This window comes from Gemmobacter caeruleus (genome assembly GCF_008271655.1).
Lineage (GTDB): Bacteria > Pseudomonadota > Alphaproteobacteria > Rhodobacterales > Rhodobacteraceae > Gemmobacter > Gemmobacter caeruleus.
The window spans coordinates 176,736-197,577 of the sequence record NZ_VKKX01000051.1; the positions used below are offsets into that span (position 1 = coordinate 176,736).

Annotated in this window: 19 protein-coding genes, 1 tRNA gene and 1 riboswitch; of the genes, 5 read left to right on the forward strand and 15 right to left on the reverse strand. The window is 67.5% G+C overall.

Annotated elements, in window-relative coordinates:
- Positions 1 to 101 precede the first annotated feature (101 nt).
- The 3 genes from glyS to FOA17_RS16460 are packed head-to-tail and all read right to left on the reverse strand — an operon-like array spanning position 102 to position 3,763.
- The gene (glyS, locus tag FOA17_RS16450; protein ID WP_149142597.1) at positions 102 to 2,273 is read right to left on the reverse strand and encodes a glycine--tRNA ligase subunit beta; all 2,172 of its coding nucleotides are present in this window, start codon (positions 2,271 to 2,273) and stop codon (positions 102 to 104) included.
- Positions 2,274 to 2,330: 57 nt separating this feature from the next.
- Positions 2,331 to 2,831: a DUF6446 family protein gene (locus tag FOA17_RS16455; protein WP_149142598.1), complete on the reverse strand. Its 501-nt coding sequence runs from the start codon at positions 2,829 to 2,831 to the stop codon at positions 2,331 to 2,333.
- Entirely contained in the window at positions 2,828 to 3,763 is a 936-nt protein-coding gene (locus FOA17_RS16460) for a glycine--tRNA ligase subunit alpha (protein ID WP_149142599.1), read from the reverse strand. Before FOA17_RS16460 ends, FOA17_RS16455 begins: the two co-directional genes overlap by 4 nt.
- Before the next feature lie 191 nt (positions 3,764 to 3,954).
- Between FOA17_RS16460 and FOA17_RS16465 the strand changes: the two genes are divergently transcribed.
- Positions 3,955 to 5,757 (forward strand): serine protease, encoded by a 1,803-nt coding sequence (locus FOA17_RS16465; RefSeq protein ID WP_149142600.1) that lies wholly within the window; start codon positions 3,955 to 3,957, stop codon positions 5,755 to 5,757.
- Positions 5,758 to 5,828: 71 nt separating this feature from the next.
- Here FOA17_RS16465 and FOA17_RS16470 read toward each other — a convergent pair whose 3' ends face one another.
- From FOA17_RS16470 to gltX, 11 genes are all read right to left on the reverse strand, one after another.
- Entirely contained in the window at positions 5,829 to 7,382 is a 1,554-nt protein-coding gene (locus FOA17_RS16470) for a caspase family protein (protein WP_149142601.1), read from the reverse strand.
- Between the two features lie 124 nt (positions 7,383 to 7,506).
- A tRNA-Ala gene (locus FOA17_RS16475) sits at positions 7,507 to 7,582 on the reverse strand.
- A gap of 82 nt (positions 7,583 to 7,664) precedes the next feature.
- Entirely contained in the window at positions 7,665 to 8,120 is a 456-nt protein-coding gene (gene trxC / locus FOA17_RS16480) for a thioredoxin TrxC (protein WP_149142602.1), read from the reverse strand.
- A 50-nt stretch (positions 8,121 to 8,170) separates the two neighbouring features.
- Positions 8,171 to 8,485, reverse strand: coding sequence for an AzlD domain-containing protein (locus FOA17_RS16485; protein WP_149142603.1), 315 nt, complete (start codon positions 8,483 to 8,485; stop codon positions 8,171 to 8,173).
- On the reverse strand, positions 8,482 to 9,174 hold the full coding sequence (locus tag FOA17_RS16490; RefSeq protein ID WP_149142604.1) for an AzlC family ABC transporter permease: 693 nt from the start codon (positions 9,172 to 9,174) through the stop codon (positions 8,482 to 8,484). Before FOA17_RS16490 ends, FOA17_RS16485 begins: the two co-directional genes overlap by 4 nt.
- A gap of 125 nt (positions 9,175 to 9,299) precedes the next feature.
- Positions 9,300 to 12,140, reverse strand: coding sequence for an aminomethyl-transferring glycine dehydrogenase (gene gcvP / locus FOA17_RS16495; protein ID WP_149142605.1), 2,841 nt, complete (start codon positions 12,138 to 12,140; stop codon positions 9,300 to 9,302).
- Positions 12,141 to 12,218: 78 nt separating this feature from the next.
- Positions 12,219 to 12,578, reverse strand: a complete 360-nt coding sequence (gcvH, locus tag FOA17_RS16500; protein ID WP_149142606.1) for a glycine cleavage system protein GcvH — start codon at positions 12,576 to 12,578, stop codon at positions 12,219 to 12,221.
- A 16-nt stretch (positions 12,579 to 12,594) separates the two neighbouring features.
- Entirely contained in the window at positions 12,595 to 13,716 is a 1,122-nt protein-coding gene (gcvT, locus tag FOA17_RS16505; protein ID WP_149142607.1) for a glycine cleavage system aminomethyltransferase GcvT, read from the reverse strand.
- A gap of 157 nt (positions 13,717 to 13,873) precedes the next feature.
- Positions 13,874 to 13,979: riboswitch (glycine riboswitch) on the reverse strand.
- Between the two features lie 77 nt (positions 13,980 to 14,056).
- The gene (locus FOA17_RS20175) at positions 14,057 to 14,611 is read right to left on the reverse strand and encodes an MATE family efflux transporter (RefSeq protein ID WP_238991856.1); all 555 of its coding nucleotides are present in this window, start codon (positions 14,609 to 14,611) and stop codon (positions 14,057 to 14,059) included.
- Positions 14,612 to 14,652: 41 nt separating this feature from the next.
- Positions 14,653 to 15,384 (reverse strand): MATE family efflux transporter, encoded by a 732-nt coding sequence (locus FOA17_RS20180; protein WP_238991857.1) that lies wholly within the window; start codon positions 15,382 to 15,384, stop codon positions 14,653 to 14,655.
- A gap of 110 nt (positions 15,385 to 15,494) precedes the next feature.
- Positions 15,495 to 16,820 (reverse strand): glutamate--tRNA ligase, encoded by a 1,326-nt coding sequence (gltX, locus tag FOA17_RS16515; protein WP_149142608.1) that lies wholly within the window; start codon positions 16,818 to 16,820, stop codon positions 15,495 to 15,497.
- A 125-nt stretch (positions 16,821 to 16,945) separates the two neighbouring features.
- On the opposite strand from gltX, the gene FOA17_RS16520 reads away from it, so the two are divergent.
- Together FOA17_RS16520 and FOA17_RS16525 are read left to right on the forward strand one after the other, a co-directional pair.
- Entirely contained in the window at positions 16,946 to 17,356 is a 411-nt protein-coding gene (locus tag FOA17_RS16520) for a metallopeptidase family protein (RefSeq protein ID WP_149142609.1), read from the forward strand.
- A 69-nt stretch (positions 17,357 to 17,425) separates the two neighbouring features.
- Positions 17,426 to 18,349 (forward strand): MBL fold metallo-hydrolase, encoded by a 924-nt coding sequence (locus tag FOA17_RS16525; protein WP_149142610.1) that lies wholly within the window; start codon positions 17,426 to 17,428, stop codon positions 18,347 to 18,349.
- Positions 18,350 to 18,418: 69 nt separating this feature from the next.
- Here FOA17_RS16525 and wrbA read toward each other — a convergent pair whose 3' ends face one another.
- A complete protein-coding gene (gene wrbA / locus FOA17_RS16530) occupies positions 18,419 to 19,015 on the reverse strand; it encodes an NAD(P)H:quinone oxidoreductase type IV (protein ID WP_149142611.1) in 597 nt (198 codons plus the stop codon).
- Positions 19,016 to 19,208: 193 nt separating this feature from the next.
- On the opposite strand from wrbA, the gene FOA17_RS16535 reads away from it, so the two are divergent.
- Both FOA17_RS16535 and FOA17_RS16540 read left to right on the forward strand, forming a co-directional pair.
- On the forward strand, positions 19,209 to 20,159 hold the full coding sequence (locus FOA17_RS16535) for a 1-phosphofructokinase family hexose kinase (protein WP_149142612.1): 951 nt from the start codon (positions 19,209 to 19,211) through the stop codon (positions 20,157 to 20,159).
- Positions 20,156 to 20,767: an alpha/beta hydrolase gene (locus FOA17_RS16540; protein ID WP_149142613.1), complete on the forward strand. Its 612-nt coding sequence runs from the start codon at positions 20,156 to 20,158 to the stop codon at positions 20,765 to 20,767. The genes FOA17_RS16535 and FOA17_RS16540 overlap by 4 nt, the downstream gene beginning before the upstream one ends.
- Positions 20,768 to 20,842 lie beyond the last annotated feature (75 nt).

Sequence of the window (20,842 nt, forward strand, 5' to 3'; positions counted from 1 at the left end):
CGTGGCGCAAGCTGCGATGCAGCAAGGGGGGCTGTCTGCCCCCCTCTGGGCCTGCGGCCCATTCACCCCCTGAGGATATTTTTGAACAGATGAGGGGGGGGTCAGCCCTCGACCCTGGTGAGGTCGGCGACCTGCGCCACCAGCGCGCGGATGCGGTGGAGCAGGTTCAGCCGGTTGCGCCGGACGATGGCGTTGTCGGTGTTGATCTGAACGGCGGTGAAGAAGGCGTCGATCGGCGCGCGCAGTTGCGCCATGGCGGCCATGGCGGCAGCGAAATCTTCGCGCGCCATGGCGGGTTTGATCGCCGCGTCGCCCGCATCCAGGGCGGCGAACAGGGCGCGCTCCTCGTCGGTTTCGGCGAATTTGGGATCGGCGCCGAAGGAATATTCCACCCCGTCCTTCTGTTCGGCCTGGGTCAGGATGTTGTTCGCGCGCTTGAACCCTTGCAGCAGGTTGGTGCCGTCGTCAGAGCCAAGGAAAGCTTGCAGCGCCTCGGCGCGCTTCACCAGCAAGGTGAGGTCGTCATTGCCGGGCATGGCGAGGCAGGCATCGATGACATCGTGGCGGATGCCCTGATCGCGGAGGAAGACCTTGAGGCGGTCGTGGAAGAAGGCGAGGAGGTCTTGTCGCTTTTCACCCAAAGCTGTCAAGTCAAGTTGAAGTTCCGCCCCAAATGCCTCCACGCTGACCGGCCTAGCCAAAACATTTGGTCTTTCCAAAGCTTCAACAAAGCGCCGTGCAATTTCATTCGAGACCAACCCACTTTGAATGATTTGGCCAATATTGCACCGCACCCCATTCCCCAGCACAAGCCGGATCACCCCCAACGCGGCGCGGCGCAAAGCGAAGGGGTCTTTGCTGCCCGTGGGTTTTTCTTCGATGGCCCAGAACCCGGTCAGCGTGTCGATCTTGTCGGCCAGCGCCACGGCGACGCTGACCGGCTCGGTCGGCACGGCGTCGGAGGGGCCGAGGGGTGAGTAATGGTCGCGGGCGGCGTTGGCGATGGCGTCGGTTTCGCCCGCCTCCAGCGCGTAATAGCGGCCCATCGTGCCTTGCAATTCGGGGAATTCGCCCACCATGGCAGAGCGCAGGTCGAGCTTGGCCAGTTTCGCCGCGCGTTCGGCCTGATCGGGGTCGGCCCCCACCAGCGGCGCGATCTCGCGCGCCAGTGCCGCGATGCGGGCGATCCGGTCGGCCTGGCTCCCGAGCTTGTTGTGGAAGGTCACCGCCTTCAGCCCCTCGGCCCAGTCGGTCATGCCGGCCTTGGCGACGCGCAGGTCGTTTTCCCAGAAGAAGCGCGCGTCGCTGAGGCGGGCGGACAGCACCTTCAGGTTGCCCTTCAGGATCGTCGCGCCCTGATCGGCGGTTTCGCGGTTGGCGACGGTCACGAAGCCTTCGATCCGGCCCGATTTCGGGTTTCTGACCGAAAAGAATTTCTGATGTTCGCGCATCGAGGTTTGCAGCACCTCGGGCGGCAGGTGCAGGAATTCGGCGCCGATGGCCCCCATCAGCACCACGGGCCATTCGACCAGCCCCGCAACCTCGGCCAACAGGCCGGCATCCGGCACGACCTCCAGCCCGCGGGCAAAGGCCTGATTTTGCGCATCATTCCAGATATGGGCCTCGCGCTCGGCGCTGTCGAGCATGACGAAGGCGCGGCGCAGTTTCGCGGCGTAATCGTCAAACGAGGTCACCGCGAACCGCGCGGGCGCCATGAAGCGGTGACCGGCGGTGGTGTTGCCGGCTTCGATACCGTCGATCGACATCGGCACGACCTCGGCCCCGCCCTCATCGCCCAGAAGGCACAGGATGGAATGGAGCGGCCGCACCCAGCGAAGGTTGCCGCTGCCCCACCGCATCGACTTGGCCCAGGGGAAGTTGCGGATGCTGCGTTCCAGCACCTCGGCCACGATCTCGGCCGCCTTGCGACCGGGCTTTTCGATGACGGCGAAAAAGACCTCGGCCTTCTTGTCGGCGCGTTTTTCCAGCTGGTCGAGCGTGAGGCCGGTGGAGCGCAAAAAGCCCTCCAGCGCGGCCTGCGGCGCGTCGGTGCGCGGGCCCTTGCGTTCCTCGCGCACGGGGCGGCTTTCGGGCGTCAGGCCCTGCACCGTCAGCACCAGCCGGCGCGGGGTGGAAAAGGCGCCGGCCCCTTCATAGGTCAGCCCCGCCTCGACCAGACCGTCGGTCACCAGCTTCTTCAGGCTCTCGCGTGCGGCGGCCTGCATCCGCGCCGGGATTTCCTCGGAGAACAGTTCGATCAGCAGGTCGGACATCGGAATTTCTTTCTGCTTTGCGGATCAACCGGGCGCCTTGCGCATCCGGGACGGCGGTTATTTCAGCATGCCCCGCGTCGGGTCATCGTCGCGCAGGGTGGCATTGAGCTGGTGCCAGGCATAGGCATTGCCATCGGGAAAGACGGCGACCACGCGATCCACCCCCGGCACGATATCGGCGACCGAGAGGAAGGCGATGGCCTCGCCCCGCTCCAGCGCGGTGCCGATCTTTTCGGCATCGAAACAGCCGAACCAGGGCGGCGCGACCAGCGGCTCGGCATGGTCATAGACGCGGTAGGTTTCGGTCAGCATGGCCTGGCTGAGCGGCGTGTGGAAACAGGCGCGAAACCGCAGCGGCGAGGAGGAGGCGTCGATCCCGGTCACATTCTCGGCCAGGATGGTTTCGGGCGCGTCGCCCAGAATGGGGGTCAGCGCGATCTCGGCGCCCGGCTCAAAGCGGACGGGTTCGTAATAGGCGTAGATCTGCGTATACCAGAGGCCGGCCCCGGCCAGAAGCGCGGCGATCACGATGCTGCCCCCGACGATCTTGCCATTCACGAAACGGCCTCCACCGAGGCGCCGGCTTCGGTCTGCACGAAGGCATCGGCGCATTTCTTGGCCAGCGCGCGCACCCGGCCGATATAGGCCTGGCGTTCCGTGACCGAGATCACGCCGCGCGCATCCAGCAGGTTGAACAGATGGCTGGCCTTGATGCATTGATCATAGGCGGGATGCGCCATGATGATCCGCTTGCCGCTGCTCGGATCCTGCGGATCGAAGGCCAGCAGGCGTTCGCATTCGGCCTCGGCCTCGGCAAAGTTGCGAAACAGCTTTTCGGTATCGGCGCCGTCGAAATTGTGGCGGCTGTATTCTTCTTCGGTCTGACGGAAGATATCGCCGTATTTCAGCGGGATCGGGCTGGCGGGGTCATTGAACGGCATGTCCATGACATGATCAATGCCCAGCACATACATCGCCAGACGCTCCAGCCCATAGGTCAGCTCGCCCGAAACGGGGCGGCAGTCATGCCCGCCGACCTGCTGGAAATAGGTGAACTGGCTGACCTCCATCCCGTCACACCAGACCTCCCAGCCCAGGCCCCAGGCGCCCAGCGTCGGGCTTTCCCAGTCATCCTCGACAAAGCGGATGTCGTGCAGGCTGGTGTCGATGCCGATGGCCTGAAGGCTGCCGAGATAGAGGTCTTGCAGATCGGGCGGGCTGGGTTTGATCAGCACCTGATACTGGTAATAATGCTGAAGGCGGTTCGGGTTCTCGCCATAGCGGCCGTCGGTCGGGCGGCGCGAGGGCTGGACATAGGCCGCCGCCCAGGGCTTGTTGCCCAGGCTGCGCAGCGTGGTCGCCGGGTGAAAGGTGCCTGCCCCCACTTCCATGTCATAGGGTTGCAGCACGGCGCAGCCCCTTTCGCCCCAATAATTCATCAGGCGCAGGATGATTTCCTGAAAGCTGCGGGGGGTGGTCACGGCGGTCATGGCGTCCTCGTCTCGGCATGTGCCCGCGATGGGGGCAAAGCTTCGCGCCTGAATAGGCAAGCCGCGCGAAGGCGTCAATGCGGGCTAGCTCGCGCATCTGTCAGAATTCGCCCCCGCAAGAGCATTTGCAAGCCCGTGGCGCTGCGTGTAACGGTCAGGCCCGCAAGAGTTTGTGACGGGACCGTGATCTTATGAAGCAAGTGATTTGTCTGCTGGCCCTCTTGGGCAGCCCGGCCCTGCTGCCCGGCTTCGTGCCCGCCGCGCTGGCCCAGACCTCCGGCACGCAGACCCGCGAGCTGATCTGGCTGCAAATCGAGGCGCAACCCTCGCTGGAGGTGGCACGCGAACGGGCCCGCGCCTATGCGGCGCTGTTCCCCGATGTGTCGGGCTTCGCGACGGATGGCTGGTATGCGATCGCGCTTGGCCCCTTTACCGACCGAGGCGCGGCCGAGGCGCGGTTGCGTCAGCTCAAGGCCGACGGGCTGGTGCCGGGCGACAGCTTCATCGCCTTTGACCGCAATTATCAGGCCGCCTACTGGCCCGATGGCAATGCCCCCCGTCCGGCGGCCGCTGCGCCCGTGGCAACGCCAGACCCTGTGCCCGAACCCGCCCCGGCCCCCGCAACAGCGCCGGAACCCGCCGCACCCGAACCGGCCCCGGTTCTGGCCGATGAATCCCCCGCCGAGGCCCGCGCCGCCGAGGCACGGCTGAGCGCGGCTGAGCGCGAACAGGTGCAGACCGCGCTGCAATGGTTTGGCCATTACGCGGCGCGGATCGACGGCGCCTTTGGCCCCGGCACCCGCAAGAGCATGGCCGCCTGGCAGGCCGCCAACGGGCTGGAACCGACCGGCACGCTGACGACGATGCAGCGCGACAGCCTGGTCGCGGCCTATGAACAGGCGCAGGCCGAGCTGGGCCTGCAAACCGTGACCGAGGCGGAGGCCGGGATCGAGATCACCCTGCCGACCGCGCTGGTGGCCTTTGACCATTACGAACCGCCCTTCGTGCATTACGCCGCCAAGGGCGATTCCGGCGTCAAGGTCATCCTGATTTCCGAACCGGGCGACCAGTCCACGCTTTACGGCCTGTATGACGTTCTGCAAACGCTTGAAATCGTGCCGCTTTCGGGCGAACGCAGCCGGGCCGAGCGCAGCTTTACCATCGACGGCAGATCGGAAAAGGTCGCCAGCCACGCCTATGCCGAACTGTCCAAGGGGCTGGTCAAGGGCTATATCCTTGTCTGGAACCCCGCCGATGACGACCGCATGGCGCGGGTGCTGGCGGCGATGCAATCGAGCTTCCGCTCGGTCGGTGACAGGGCATTGGACCCCGGGCTGGTCCCGATGTCCGAGGAAGGCCGGCGCGGCCTTCTGTCAGGGCTGGAGGTGCGCCGCCCTGCCCTGTCGCGCAGCGGCTTTTACGTCGATGCCAATGGCACCGTGGCCACCGTCGCCGAGGCGGTCGAGGGCTGCAACCGCATCACGCTGGACCTGCGGACCGAGGCCTCGGTCATCGCCGCCGATACGGTGAACGGTCTGGCCCTGCTGAAACCCGCCAAACCGCTGTCGCCGCCGGTCGTGGCCGACCTTCTGACCGGCCCCGCGCGGATCGGGCAGGAAATCGCGGTCTCGGGCTACAGCTACGAAGACAAGCTGCCCGCGCCCACCCTGACCTTCGGCGGGCTGGAAGAGATGAAGGGCCTGAATGGCGAGGCCGGGGTGGCGCGGCTGTCGCTCGACGTGCTGCCCGGCGATGCCGGCGGGCCGGTGCTGGATGGCGCGGGCGCGGTGATCGGCATGCTCTTGCCCCGCGATGACAGCGGCGCGCGCAAGCTGCCCGACAGCGTTTCCTACGCGCTTCAGGCCGCGACGCTGGCCCCGCGCCTGACCGAAGCGGGCGTCACCCCCCGCGCCTCGACCCGCAGCGGCGCGCTGGCCCCCGAGGATCTGAACCGGCTGGCCGAGGGGATGACGGTTCTGGTCTCCTGCTGGTAAGCCACGGGTTTCCCAACGAAAAGGGCCGCACCCATCGGGATGCGGCCCTTTTTCATTCCAGCCCCGCGCGATCAGCACATGTCGATCGGCTTCGGAAAGGGCAGCACATACAGCTTGCCGCAGGGCTTTTTCGTGCCGGTGGTGGTGCCGGCCTTGGCGGCGGGCTTGGCCTCGGCCTTGGGCGCCGCCTTGGCGGTGGTGCCAGTCGCGGCGGGCTTGACCGTGGCCGAACGCTGCGTCGGCGCGGGCTTGGCGACACGCGGCTTGGCCACCACCGCCGGACAGGCCTTGAGGTCGGGTGCCTTGAGCATGGCCAGCACCGCCTCGGTCGGCTCCGCCCCCGGATCGGACTGTTTGTTGGTGCTGACAAAGCGCGCCAGCGCCGCGCGCGACCCCTTGCCCCAATCGCCGTCAATCGCCCCGGTATAGCATTTCAGCCGCTTCAATTCGGTCTGCACGGCCGAAGCCAGCGCAACCCGCGCCTCTGCCTCGGCTTTCGCGCGCGCCTCTGCTTCGGCCTTGGCCACGGCCTCCGGGTCGGGTGCGGGGGCTTGCGGCGCGGGAGCGGCCGCCACGGGCGCCGCGGCAATGGCAGGCGGCGGCTCCGGCGCGGGCTGCTCGGGCGCCGGCAGGGCCACACGCTCGGGCGTGGTCGGGTGCGACAGGCTTTCCAGCCGCTGCAAGGCGGCATTGCGCAGGGTTTCACAGCCGAAATGCGCCGCCGCAAAGGCACGCAGCAATTCCGGGCTGTTCGAGGCCTCCACCCCCACCCAATCGCGTTCGGCAATGGCGCAGGGCGTCTCGGGTTGCGGCGCGGGCACGGCCACCACCGGGGCCGGCGCCACCACGGGCCGCGCCGCCGTCAGCACATAATCCCCGGTCAGTTCATCATAATAGGCCGGGCGCTGACGATGGCCGATACTGGCCGCCTGCGCCTCCACCTCGCGGCGCAGATCGCGCACGATATCCTGAAGCGGCTCGTCCGGGTCGTTCAGAAAGGGCAACAGGTTGCGGGTGAACACGGAATTGGGATCGGCGTCACTATCGCTCAGCCGGTCAAGCGCGGTCTGGCCAGATCCCGCAGAAAACAGGATGAACGACCCCTCGGTCGGCTCCGCCGGGGCAAGGCCGCGCCCGCTGCCCACCGAGCGCGTGCCGCGCTTGGGGAAGGGATTGTCGCGGCAGGCATCCAGGATCAGCACCGTCGTCGCCGCGCCGCGCGTCTGGAACGTATCCAGCACCTGATCCACCGCGATGCTTTCGGCGGTCAGAAAGGCCTCATCCTCCGGCCCGGCGGCCGGCGCATCCGAGGGGATCAGGAAATTGCGCCCGTCGATCTGGATGCCATGGCCCGCGAAATAGAACAGCACCTCATCGCCCGGCCCCAGCCGCCCCGCCAGATCCGACACGCCGCGCGTGATGCCGCGCCGGTCGGCGTCGATCAGCAGCGAGACTGAATAGCCCAGTTGCTCCAGCGACCCGGCCACCGCCCGCGCATCATTGCGCGCCTTTTGCAGGTCGGTCAGGGCCGTGTAATCGTCAATGCCGATCACAAGGGCAAAGCGCTGCGCAGCCTGGGCCGGAATGGCGACGCACAGCGCAAGCAGAAAAAACAGCCAGCGCATGAGAGGATCCTGAAAATGACTTTGGGGAAAGGATACGCCCGAAGCCGATTCCCGCAAAGCCAAAACGGCCACAACGCATCGCGGCACGAAATGCCTGTCATTTCAGCATGATGGGGGGATGGTCTGGTGGAGCAGAGGGGGATCGAACCCCTGACCTCGTCATTGCGAACGACGCGCTCTCCCAACTGAGCTACTGCCCCTCGACCACGGCCCTTCTCGCCAATCGGCCCGGGAATGTCAAGCGCCCCTCCGGCGCGCGCAGCGGGTTTTTTGCACGATTTTTCAAGCCGCCAGCGACAGGTGCTGACGCAGGAAATCCACGATCTGCGCCGCCGGGCGCGCGCCGGCCAGCCGCGCCACCTCGCGCCCCTGACGATAGAGAATCAACGCCGGAATGCCCTGGATACGCGCCCGCCCGACGATTTCGGGGTGGTCCTGGGTATTGAGCTTGGCCAGTCGCACCGCCGGCGCCACCGCCTTGGCCGCCTTGGCAAATTCCGGCGCCATGGCCCGGCAAGGCCCGCACCAGGGCGCCCAGTAATCGACCAGAATCGGCAGATCATCGCTGCGCACCGCCTTGTCATGGCTGCGCGCATCCAGCTCATGCACCCGGCCATCGGCCAGCGGGTCACCGCAAGTGCCGCATTTCGGCCCGGCGGCCAGACGGTCGCGCGGCACCCGGTTGGTCTGCCCACAAGTCGCACAGGTCAGCTTCACGCCCTCCATCGCAGCCCCCATCACATTCCCGTTTCGGAATATATTGGCATCCGCCCCACGCTTCGCAAGGGTCAGAGCGCGAAAACCGCCCCATAGGCCAGCGCCCCGCCCAGCGTGGCAAGCACCACCGACCGCCGCCAGACCCACAGCCCGATCACCGCACCCAGCCCGGCCCCAAGCGGCGCGGGCGGTGCCGCCCCCTTCACCAGCGGCAGGACCGACACCGCACAAAGCGCCGCAATCGCCGCCGGCCCCGTGGCCGCCAACAGCCGCGAGAGCCAGCCTTCGGGCGTCAGCCCCGTCAGATCGAACCGGAAGGGCAGCGCCCGGAATGCCCAGGTGCAGGCCCCGACCGCCAGCGCCAGCATCACGATCTCGGGCCTCATGCCGTGGCCCTCCGCAAGGCGCCGGTCAGGGCACCGGCCAGCATCCCCGCCAGAATGCCCGCCGTCGCGCTGACCGCCAGCGTCACGCCCAGCGTGACCCCGGCCGCGATCAGGATCACCGGCATCTGCCGCCGGCTGAGGATCGACAGCAACAGCGCCAGGAACAGCGCCGGCAGCATGAAGCCCAGGCCCGCCTCCACCGCCGGATAGGCCGCCAGCGCCCCGCCCCCGGCCAGCGCCCCCGCCCAACTGCCGCTGACCCAGGCCAGATAGGCCGCCAGCCCCAGCCCGGCCATGAAGGCCTCGGAAAACCGCCGCCCCCGCGCCAGATCACCAAGCGCCACGCCAAACACCTCATCCGTCAGGCCAAAGGCCCAGATCCAGGCCCGCCGCGTGCGGCCCTGCCCCGCATGTTTCATCAGCGCCGGCCCATAGGCCAGATGCCGCACCCCCATGGCCACCAGCGTGAACCCCGCCACCAGAAGCGGCGTCCCCGCCGCCACCAGCGCCACCGCCAGGAACTGCGCCGCACCCGAATAGACGATCAGCGAAAACGCCGTCGTCTCGGCGGCGCTAAAGCCCGCCCGGCTGGCCGCGACACCAAAGGAAAAGGCGATGGGAAAATAGCCCAGCACCACGGGCAAGCCCGCGACCATGCCTTGCGCAAATTGCGCCCGTGCCTCACCCATGCCGCCTACCCCCTGCCCTCGCCGCCCGGACCCGACCGAATGGTCTTTGCTTCTTGCCCAAATACTCAAAAAAAAACGCCCCCGCCCGGACCAGAGCCGGGCGGGGGCGCATCGTCAACCGCAGATCACTCCGCCGCCTGGGCGTAGGCCTCCACCGGCGGACAGGTGCAGATCAGATTGCGGTCGCCATGGACATTGTCCACCCGCCCCACGGGGGGCCAGTATTTGTCCACCCGGAAGGCACCAGGCGGGAAACAGCCCTGTTCGCGCGAATATTTCCGCGTCCAGTCGGCGACCAGATCGTTCACCGTATGGGGGGCGTGGCGCAGGGGGCTGTCCTCGGCGCTGATCTCGCCCGCCTCCACCGCCCTGATCTCGGCGCGGATGGCCAGAAGCGCGGTGATGAAGCGGTCGATCTCGGCCTTGGTCTCGCTTTCCGTCGGCTCCACCATCAGGGTGCCGGCCACCGGCCAGCTCATCGTCGGCGCGTGGAAACCATTGTCGATCAGGCGCTTGGCGATGTCATCCACCGTCACGCCCGCCTCGGCAAAGGGCCGGGTATCCAGGATACACTCATGCGCCACCCGGCCGCGATTGCCCATGAACAGCACCTGATAGGCACCACGCAGCCGGGCCGCGATGTAATTCGCGTTCAGGATCGCGACCCGCGTCGCCTGCGTCAGCCCCGCCCCGCCCATCATCAGGCAATAGGCCCAGGAAATCAGCAGGATCGAGGCCGAGCCATAGGGCGCAGCACTCACCGGCCCTTCCAGCCCGCCGGTCTCGGGGTGGCCCGGCAGATAGGGCGCCAGATGTGCCTTCACCCCGATCGGCCCCATGCCCGGCCCGCCGCCGCCATGCGGAATGGCAAAGGTCTTGTGCAGGTTCAGGTGGCTCACATCGCCGCCGATCTCGCCGGGTTTCACCAGCCCGACCATGGCGTTCATATTCGCCCCGTCGATATAGACCTGCCCGCCATGTTCATGGGTGATCGCGCAGATTTCGCGGACCGTTTCCTCGAACACACCATGGGTAGAGGGATAGGTGATCATGCAGGCCGCCAGCCGGTCGCCCGCCTCGGCGGCGCGGGCGCGGAAATCCTCCACATCCACATCGCCATTGGGCGAGGATTTGACCGGCACGACCTTCATCCCCGCCATCTGGGCCGAGGCCGGATTGGTGCCATGCGCCGAAACCGGGATCAGACAGATGTCGCGCGCACCCTCGCCCCGGGCGCGATGCCAGGCCTGAATGGTCAGCAGCCCGGCATATTCGCCCTGCGCGCCCGAATTGGGCTGCATGCTCATCGCGTCATAGCCGGTGATCTGGCACAGCTTGGCCGACAGATCGGCAATCGCCTCGGCATAGCCGGCGGCCTGATCGGCCGGCACGAAGGGGTGCAGGCTGCCGAATTCCGGCCAGGTGATCGGCATCATCTCGGCCGCGGCGTTCAGCTTCATCGTGCACGACCCCAGCGGGATCATCGCGCGGTCCAGCGCAAGGTCACGGTCCGACAGGCGGCGCATGTAGCGCATCATCTCGGATTCCGCGCGGTTCATGTGGAAGACCGGATGGGTCAGCACCGCCGAGGTCCGCAGCATTTCCACCGGAAAGCCCAGATCGCCCTCGGGCAGCGGCGCATCCAGAATGCCAAAGGCGCGCAGCACGCGCCGCAGCACATCCTCGTTGGTGGTCTCGTCCAGGCTGATGCCGACATGGTCATGGCCGACCTTGCGGAAATTCAGCCCCTCGGCCCGGGCGGCGGCCAGGATACCCGCCTGCCCCACGCCGACCTCGACCGTGATCGTGTCGAAAAACGCCTTGGACGGCAGCGTGGCCCCGGCGGCGCGCAGCGCCTTGGCCAGACGGATGGTGTAGGAATGCACCCGCTCGGCAATCGCGCGCAGCCCGGCCGGGCCATGGAACACCGCATACATGCTGGCCATCACCGCCAGCAGCGCCTGCGCCGTGCAGACATTGGAGGTGGCCTTTTCGCGGCGGATATGCTGTTCGCGGGTTTGCAGCGAGAGGCGATAGGCCTTGTTGCCGCGCGCGTCGATCGACACGCCCACGATGCGCCCCGGCATGTTGCGCTTGTATTCGTCGCGGCAGGACATGAAGGCGGCATGCGGCCCACCATAGCCCATCGGCACGCCGAAACGCTGCGCCGAACCCACGGCGATATCCGCCCCCATTTCGCCCGGGGCCTTCAGCATCATCAGCGCCAGCAGATCGGTCGCAACCACCGCCACGGCCTTGGCCGCATGCAGCCGCTCGATCCATGGCGTCAGGTCGCGGACATGGCCCCAGGTGCCGGGATACTGGAAGATCGCGCCAAAGACCGCGGTCGCGTCCATCGCCTCGGGGTCGCCCACGATGACCTCGATCCCCAGCGGCTGCGCGCGGGTCTGGATCACAGCGATAGTCTGCGGGTGGCAATGTTCATCGACAAAGAAGGCGCGTGCCTTCGATTTGGCCACACGTTCGGCCATGGTCATCGCCTCGGCCGCCGCCGTGCCCTCGTCCAGCAGGCTGGCATTGGCGACATCCAGCCCGGTCAGATCGCAGACCATGGTCTGATAGTTCAGCAAGGCCTCCAGCCGGCCCTGCGCGATTTCGGGCTGATAGGGGGTATAGGCGGTATACCAGGCCGGATTTTCCAGGATGTTGCGCTGGATCGCCGGCGGCGTCACCGTGCCGTAATAGCCCTGCCCGATCAGGCTGGTCATCACGCGGTTCTTGCCCGCCACCTCGCGCATCTTCGCCAGAAGCTCATGCTCCGACAGCGGCGCCCAGTCCAGCGGCTGTTCCTGCCGGATCGAGGGCGGAATGGTCTCGTCGATCAGCGCCTCGAGCGAGGGCACGCCGACAGCGGCCAGCATCTCGGCCATCTCGGCGGGGGACGGGCCGATATGACGGCGATTGGCGAAATCGTAAGGGTTGTAGTCGGTCGGCGTGAAGGTCATGTCACAACATCCTGTGCAAGGGCCCCCGGATCTTCGCCGAAGATCCGGACCCCGATTTTTCGTCGAAAAATCGGCGGATCAGCCGATCAGCTCGTTGTATTCGTCCTCGTCCATGAAGTCGTCCAGCACCGAAAGGTCGTCCAGCTTCATCTTGAAGAACCAGGCCGCGCCCAGCGGATCCTCGTTCACCAGCCCCGGATTGTCGGACAGCGCCTCGTTCACCGCGACAATCTCGCCATCGACCGGCGCCAGAATGTCCGAGGCGGCCTTGACGCTTTCGATCACACAGACCTCATCGCCCGCGCCAACCTGGGTTTCCGGCTCGGGCAGTTCGACAAAGACCACATCGCCCAGGGCCTCGGCGGCATGGGCGGTGATGCCCACCACCACCAGATCGCCCTCGACTCGCAGCCATTCATGTTCCTTGGTGTATTTCATCGCTCTGGTCCCGTTGTCAGCGTTTGTAGGTTGTGGGTTGGAAGGGCATGGCCGCCACCGCGACCGGCAGCCGCTTGCCGCGCAGATCACCTGCAAGCGCGGTGCCGATCCCGGCAAAGGCGCGCGGCACATAGCCCATGGCGACCGGCGCCTCGACCGATGGCCCGAACCCGCCCGAGGTGATCTGCCCCAGCGGCGTGCCGTCGGGGGCATGGAGCGCCACGCCCTCGCGCATCGGCGCCCGTCCTTCGGGGCGCAGACCGACGCGCAGCCGCTCCGGCCCCTCGGCCAGTTCGCGCAGGATGCGCGCGGCACCCGGAAAACCGCCCTCGCGCGCGCCGCCGCTGCGCCGGGCCTTCTGGATCGCCCAGGTCAGCGCGGCCTCGACCGGGCTGGTCGTGGTGTCGATGTCATGACCATAGAGGCAAAGCCCCGCCTCCAGCCGCAGGCTGTCACGCGCGCCAAGGCCGATCGCCTCCACCTCGGGCATGTCAAGCAACGCCTGGGCCAGCGCCTCGGCCCCCGCATCGGGCACCGAGATTTCATAGCCGTCCTCGCCGGTATAGCCCGAGCGGCTGATCCACAATTCGCCAAAGGGGCTGGCCAGTTGCGCGACATCCATGAAGCGCATCGCCGCCACCGCCGGCACCAGCCGCGCCAGCGCGGCCTCGGCCGCCGGGCCTTGCAGCGCCAGCAGACAGCGGTCGGTCACCGCGATCACCTCGGTCGTGCCGGACAGATGCGCCTGCATATGCGCCAGATCGGCCTCCTTGCAGGCCGCGTTTACCACGACGAACAGATGGTCGCCACGATTGGCGAACATCAGGTCATCCAGAATGCCGCCTGCATCATTGGTGAACAGCCCATAGCGCTGCCGACCCGGCGCCACGCCCAGCACATCGACCGGCATCAGCCGCTCGAAATCCAGCGCGGTCGCCTCATAGCCCGCCTTGGGGCGCAAGATCACCTGCCCCATATGGCTGACATCGAACAGCCCCGCCGCGGCGCGCGTGTGAAGGTGTTCCTTCATCACGCCCAGGCCATATTGCACGGGCATTTCATAGCCCGCAAAGGGCACCATCTTGCCCCCCAGACCCACATGGAGGTCATGCAAGGGCAATCGTTTCAGGTCGCTCATCCGCGCCCCCTGTTCCGCCGGAAAACCGGCACCGGATGCGCAGGCCAACCCCTGCGCTGCGGTGCCCCCTCTGTCCCTGCCCGGCCGCCAATGCGGGTGCGGGCGCCTGAGATCGTTATCCCTTCGGCGGGCGCAAACGCGCCTCTCTCCAGAGTTCTGTGTCAGAACGGTCCTGTCGCCTGAGAGTTTACCGGGGCGGTTGCTCCTTCGGCACCGGCTCCGAAGGCGCAAGGCCCCCCGCCGGATTCTCCCGATCCTGACCAGACGGGGTTAGCCCGCCCAGGCCCCGCCTGTCCAGAGAAAAAAGCAAATCCGACGCATGATCGCAAGAATACGACATTCAGGATGTCGCCATCCGCCTGTCGATCACCCGCATCGCCAGGAAAATCGCCAGCAGACCGAACAGGATGCCCCCCGCCGCCTGCCCGATCAGCACGCCTTCGGCCCCCCAGATCTGCGCCCCCCACCAGGCAAAGGGCAGCGTGCCCAGCGTGTGCCGCCCCCAATTCACCAGCGTTGACTGAAAGGCCGCACCCAGATTGTTGCAGGTGGCATTGGCCACAAAGATCAGGCCGTTGAAAAAGAACATTAGGCTAAGCGGCCCGCAGAACAGATAGATCAGATCGCGCGTCTGGCCCTGCGCATGAAACAGATCCGCAATCGGCGCCCGCAACAGGAACAGCAAAAGCGACATCCCCGCGATCACCAGCCCGCAAAACAGGATCGAATCGCGAAAGGCCCGCCTCACGCGGTCCATCCGCCGCGCCCCCAGATTCTGCCCGATGATCGGCCCGATCGCCCCCGACAGCGCAAAGATCATGCCAAAGGCCACCGGCGTCAGCCGCCCGGCAATCGCCATCCCCGCCACCGCCGCCTCGCCAAAACCCGACACCATCCGCGTGACAGCGGCCTGCCCGACCGGCGTCGCCAGTTGCGTCAGGATCGCGGGCCCGAAATCGCGAAAAGCGGCACCGCCGCGTCGCGCAGGCTGCGGCCGCTGACCGGGCTGAACCCGCCATGCCGCCGCCAGATCGGCCAAAGCGCCATGCCCGCCATCGCCAGCCGCGACCCCCAGCCCGCCAGCGCCGCCCCCGTCAGCCCCAGATCGGCCCAAAGGATCAACACCGGGTCCAGCACCGCCAGCACGACCGCGCCCCAGACCGTGACCATCATCGAGGCCCGCGCCTCGCCATGCGCCCGCAGGATCGCCGCCCCCACCATCCCGATCATCAGCAGGGGCTGGCCCGGCGTCACCAGCCGCAGAAACCAAAGCGTCTCCTCTGCCGTGCGCCCGCTCGCCCCCAACAGGGCCACGATCTGCGGCAAGACTACCCAGACCGCGGCGGCAAAGACCGCCCCGAAACCCGCGCTCAGCAACAGCCCCTCGGTCGCCCGCTCCCGCGCCAGCGCCGGATCGCGCGCGCCCACGGCCCGCGCCACCAGCGCCGACACCCCGACCGCCAGCCCGATGCCAAAGGCGGTGGTAAAGAACAGCACCGCCCCGCCATAGCCCACGGCGGCCGTCAGCACATCGTCCTTCAACCAGCCGATATAGATCATGTTGATCAGGTCCACGACAAAGATCGCCATCAACCCGACCGAGGCCGTCAGCGACATCACCGCCACATGACGAAACAGATTGCCCTCGACAAACCGCGCCTGAACCATTGCCCGAACTCCACAACGCAAAAAGGGGCGCCGCGGCCCCTTCTTCATCTGTTCTCAAATATCCTGGGGGTCCGGGGGCAAAGCCCCCGGGCGCGCCACAGGTGCCGCGCTCAAAGCCCGCGCACCCTCTGCAACAGCGGCATGACCTCTGCCATTTCCGGCCCATGAGCCTGGCCGGTCAGCGCCTTGCGCAGCGGCATGAACAGCCCCTTGCCCTTGCGCCCCGTCGCCTCCTTCACCGCGGCGGTCCACTGGCCCCAGGTCTCGGCGGTCCAGGGCTGCGCCGGCAGCAGCGCCATGGCCTGCGCCACAAAATCGCGGTCCTCGGCCTCGACCAGCGGCTCCGCGCCATCGCGGAACAGCGTCCACCAGCCGGCCAGATCGTCCAGCACGGTGATATTGTCCTTGGCCACGCGCCAGAACGCCTCGGCCTTGTCACCCGGCACGCCAAGCGCCGCGATCCGCTCCGCCACCGCATCCAGCGGCAGCGCCTGCACATGCTGGCGCGTCAGCGGGAACAGGTCTTCGGCATCGAACTTGGTGGGCGCCGAGCCAAAGCTCTCTACATCAAACCCCTCGGCCAGCTCATCCAGCGACCCCGCCAGCACCACCGGCTTCGACGAACCCAGCCGCGCCATCAGCGACAGAAGCGCCATCGGCTCCACCCCGCGCGCACGCAGATCGCGCAGCGACAGCGTGCCCAGACGCTTCGACAGTTCCTCGCCCTGCGCGCCGGTCAGCAGCGAATGATGGGCAAAGGCCGGCGGCGTGCCGCCCATGGCCTGCATGATCTGGATCTGCGTCGCGGTATTGGTCACATGGTCGGCGCCGCGCACGATATGCGTCACCCCCATGTCGATATCATCCACCGACGAGGCAAAGGTATAAAGCACCTGCCCGTCCGCCCGGATCAGCACCGGATCCGACACCGAGGCCGCGTCGATCGAGATCGGCCCCAGAATGCCATCGGCCCATTCGATCCGCGCCTGATCCAGCAGGAAACGCCAATAGCCCTCGCGCCCCTCGGCGCGGGCCTTGGCCTTTTCCTCCTCCGACAGCCGGTAAGAGGCGCGGTCATAGACCGGCGGGCGGCCCATGTTCAAAAGCTTCTTGCGCTTCAGATCCAGCTCGGTCGGGCTTTCGAAACATTCGTAGAACCGGCCGCGCGCCTTCAGCACCTCTGCCTCGGCGCGGTAACGGTCCAGTCGCAGCGACTGCTTTTCCACCCGGTCCCAATGCAGACCCAGCCATTCCAGGTCGCGCATGATGCCATCGGCATATTCCTGCTTCGACCGCTCCTGGTCGGTATCGTCAAGCCGCAGGATGAACTGGCCGCCATTCTTGCGGGCGATCAGGTAATTCATCAGCGCGGTGCGCAGATTGCCGACATGGATATAGCCGGTGGGCGACGGGGCGAAGCGGGTAATGACGGTCATGGCGTGGTCTCCTGGACGCGGCAGGTTTTGCACGGGGCGGCGGTTTTGTCCAGTTCCGCCGCCGCCCGCCCCCGCCGCCCCGATTTTTCGTCGAAAAATCGCCGCGCCGCCGCTATCTTGCGCGCATGACCCATGCCAGCGCCACGACCCTCGCCCCCGATCTCGCCCTGCTTGAACGCCTCGCCCATGATGCGGTGGTGGCCCTGCCAGAACCCTGGCGCGCCGCCGCGACCCATGTCCAGCTGCGGATCGAGGATTTCGCCCCCCGCGACATCCTTGACGCCATGGGCATCGCCGATCCTTTCGAACTGACCGGCCTTTACGAGGGAATTCCCCTGACCGAAAAATCGGTGATGGATCAGCCGCTTGGCCCCGATATGATCTGGCTGTTCCGCCGCCCCATCCTGGACGAATGGCTCGATCGCGGCGATGTCTCGCTGGGCGAGATGGTCACCCATGTCCTCGTGCATGAACTGGCGCATCACTTCGGCTGGAGCGATGAGCAGATCGCCGCCATCGACCCCTGGTGGGAATGACGCAAGCGTGAAACCACCCCCGGGCCGTTCCGCGTTACCCTTGGGCCTTTCAGCCAAGGGAGCGCCATCATGACCCAACCGAGACTGACCCGCCGCACCGCCCTGATCGGCGCCGCCTGCCTTCCCGCCCTCGTCAGCAGCCCCGGCCCCGCCCGGGCCGCTGCCGGCATGCTGGGGGCCGCACAGCCGGGCTTTCACCGCTTCAAGCTGGGCGAATTCGAGATCACCACCCTTCTGGCCGGCAGCCGCCCGATGGAGAAACCGCAGGAAACCTTTGGCCTCAACGCCAGCCCCGAGGATTTCGCGGCCCTGGCCCGCGCCAATTTCCTGCCGGCCGACATGTCGCAGAACTTCTTTACCCCGACCGTGGTCAATACCGGGGGGGAGCTGGTCCTGTTCGATACCGGCCTTGCCCCCGAAGGCATCACCGCCGCCCTGGCCGCCGCGGGCTATGCGCCCGACCAGATCGACACGGTCGTCCTGACCCATATGCATGGCGACCATATCGGTGGCCTGGCAGGCGAGGCGGGGGTCACCTTCCCCAAGGCCCGCTATGTTACCGGCGCGGCCGAATTCGACCACTGGGCCAAGGCCGGCAACGAGGGCTTTGACACCAAGGTCAAGCCGCTGGCCGAAAAGACCACCATGCTTACCGATGGCGGCACGGTGACCGGCGGCATCAGCGCGATGGCGGCCTTTGGCCATAGCCCCGGCCATATGGCCTATCGCATCGAAAGCGCCGGCAAATCGCTGATCCTGACCGCCGACACGGTGAATCACTATGTCTTTTCGCTGCAACGCCCCGATTGGGAGGTGCGCTTCGACATGGACAAACCCGCCGCCGCCGCAACGCGCAAGGCCGTGCTGGGCATGATCGCGGCCGATCGGCTGCCCTTCATCGGCTATCACATGCCTTTCCCCGCGCTCGGCTATCTGGAACCGCAGGGCGAGGGTTTCCGCATGGTGCCGGCAAGCTATCAGTTCCTGTTGTAACCAAAAGGGGGCCGCCAAGGCCCCCTTTCCCATCCCGCGCCCGAATTTTCGCCGAAAATTCGGCCCGGCTCAGGCCGCGAGCTTGCCCGCGATCTCCACCAGACGGCGGGCCTGATGACCAATGGCGGCGCGCGCCGTCTCGTCGAAATCCTTGCCCTGGGTATGGCTGTAGCCATAGGGATTGCCGCCGGCGGCAAAGATCGCCTGATCGGTATAGCCCGGCGCCGCGATCACGCTGCCCCAATGCAGGAAGGTGGTGTAAAGCCCCAGGATCGTCGCCTCCTGCCCGCCATGCGCGTTCTGCGCCGAGGTCATGGCCGAAATCGCCTTGTTCGCCAGCTTGCCCTGGAACCAGACCCCGCCCAGCGTGTCGATGAAGGCCCGCATCTGCGAGGCAGCCTGACCAAAGCGGGTCGGGCTGGAAAACAGATAGGCATTGGCCCATTCCATATCGGCCGCCGTCGCCACCGGAATATCCTTCATGCTGTCAAGCGTGGCCTTCCAGGCATCCTGGCCATTGACCACCGCCTCGGGCGCGGTCTCGGCCACGCGCAACAGCCGCACCTCGGCGCCCGCGGCCTCCGCCGCCTCGGCCGCGATCCGGGCCATGTGCAGATTGGTCGAATAGGTCGAATAAAAAACGATGGCGAGTTTCACGGCCGTCATGATCGACTCCTTCCTGTCAGCGATCCCTTGCCGCATCAACGTATCACCCCGCTGTCCCGGTTCCATTCCCCGGCCGCGCAACCGACTTGTGCGCCTCCGCACAGATCGCCGCCGACCGTGCATCCGCAGCGTGAGCGCCACCATTGCGGCCCCGTCCCGGATCGGGCAACCTGCCGCGCAGGAGACAGACCCGATGGCGACCCCGATCCTCACGCTCACCCTCAACCCCGCGCTCGATCTCGCCACTTCGGCGGCAGAGGTGCGCCCCGGCCCGAAACTGCGCTGCGATGCGCCCCGGGTCGAACCCGGCGGCGGCGGCATCAACGTGGCGCGCGCCGTGCATCAGTTGGGCGGCGCGGCAACGGCCCTCGTGGCGCTTGGCGGCGCCACCGGCGACCGGCTCGCCCAGGCGCTGCGGGCCGAGGGTGTGGCCTTCAGCGCCGTCCCCGCCCCCGGTGAAACCCGTCAGAGCCTTGCGGTCACCGATCGTGCCAGCGGCCAGCAATACCGTTTCGTCATGCCCGGCGCCGCCTGGACGCGGTCCGATATCGACCGGCTGCTTGCGCGCCTGCGCGAAATCGCCGCCCCCGGCACGCTGGTCGTGCTGTCGGGCAGCCAGCCGCCGGGCCTGCCCGACAGCCTTGCCGCCGAGGTGCAGGCCGCCCTGCCCGCCGGGGCGCGGCTGATCCTCGACACCTCCGGCCCCGCCCTGGAAAGCGTGATGCGCCACCCCGTCCCGGGGCTGGAGATCCTGCGCATGGACGATGCCGAGGCCGAGACACTGGCCGGCCGCAGCTTTGCCACGCGGCAGGAAAGCGCGGCCTTCGCGGCAGATCTGGTGGCAAGGGGCGTCGCGCGCTGCGTGATCCTGGCGCGGGGGGCCGAAGGCTCGGTGCTGGCCGCGCAACACCAGCGCCTGTTCGCCCCCGCCCCGCCGGTCCGGGTGGTCAGCGCGGTCGGCGCGGGCGACAGCTTTGTCGGCGCGCTGGTGCTGGCACTCGCCCGCGGCGCCGACCGGGCCGAGGCGCTGCGGCAGGCCGTCGCGGCGGCCGCCGCCGCCTGCATCACCCCGGCCACCGAGCTTTGCCGCCCGCAGGATGTCGCGGCCTTTCTGCCCGGCATCGTGGTGGAGCCTCTGGCATGACCGGGGCGCTGATCCTCGTGCTGCATGGCGTGGGCGGGCGCGGCGCGCATTTGCAGGCGCTGGCCGATCTGGTCGCGCCCGGCCTGCCCGGCGCGACCTTCCGCTGCCCTGACGCCCCACACCCCTATGACTGGGATCCGGCGGGGCGCCAATGGTTCAGCACCCGCGACATCACCCCGCGCAACCGTCCCGCCCGGCTGCGCGCCGCCCGCGCGGCCTTTGACCGCGTGTTGCACGACGAAATCGCCGCCGCAGGCTTTGCCGACCAGCCCGACCGCGTCGCCCTGATCGGCTTCTCGCAAGGCGCGATCATGGCGGTGGATGCGGTGATGACCGGCCGCTGGCGCCCCGCCGCCCTTGCGGCGCTGTCGGGGCGGCTGGTCAAGTCCGGCCCCGTTGACCCGCAGGGCGTGCCGGTGATGCTGTCGCACGGGCTGGACGATCCGGTGATCCCGCCCGAAGACGCGCAACGCGCCGCTGCCCATTGGCGCCGTCAGGGCTGCGCGGTGGACCTGCATCTCTGGGCCGGTCTGCCGCATTGGTTCGACGCCCGCGTGGCCGAAACGACCGCCGCCTTCCTGCGCCGCGCCCTCGCCGTGACGGCCTGACGCCCCTCATCTGTTCAGAAATATCCTCGGGGGGTGAATGGGCCGCAAGGCCCAGAGGGGGGCAGACAGCCCCCC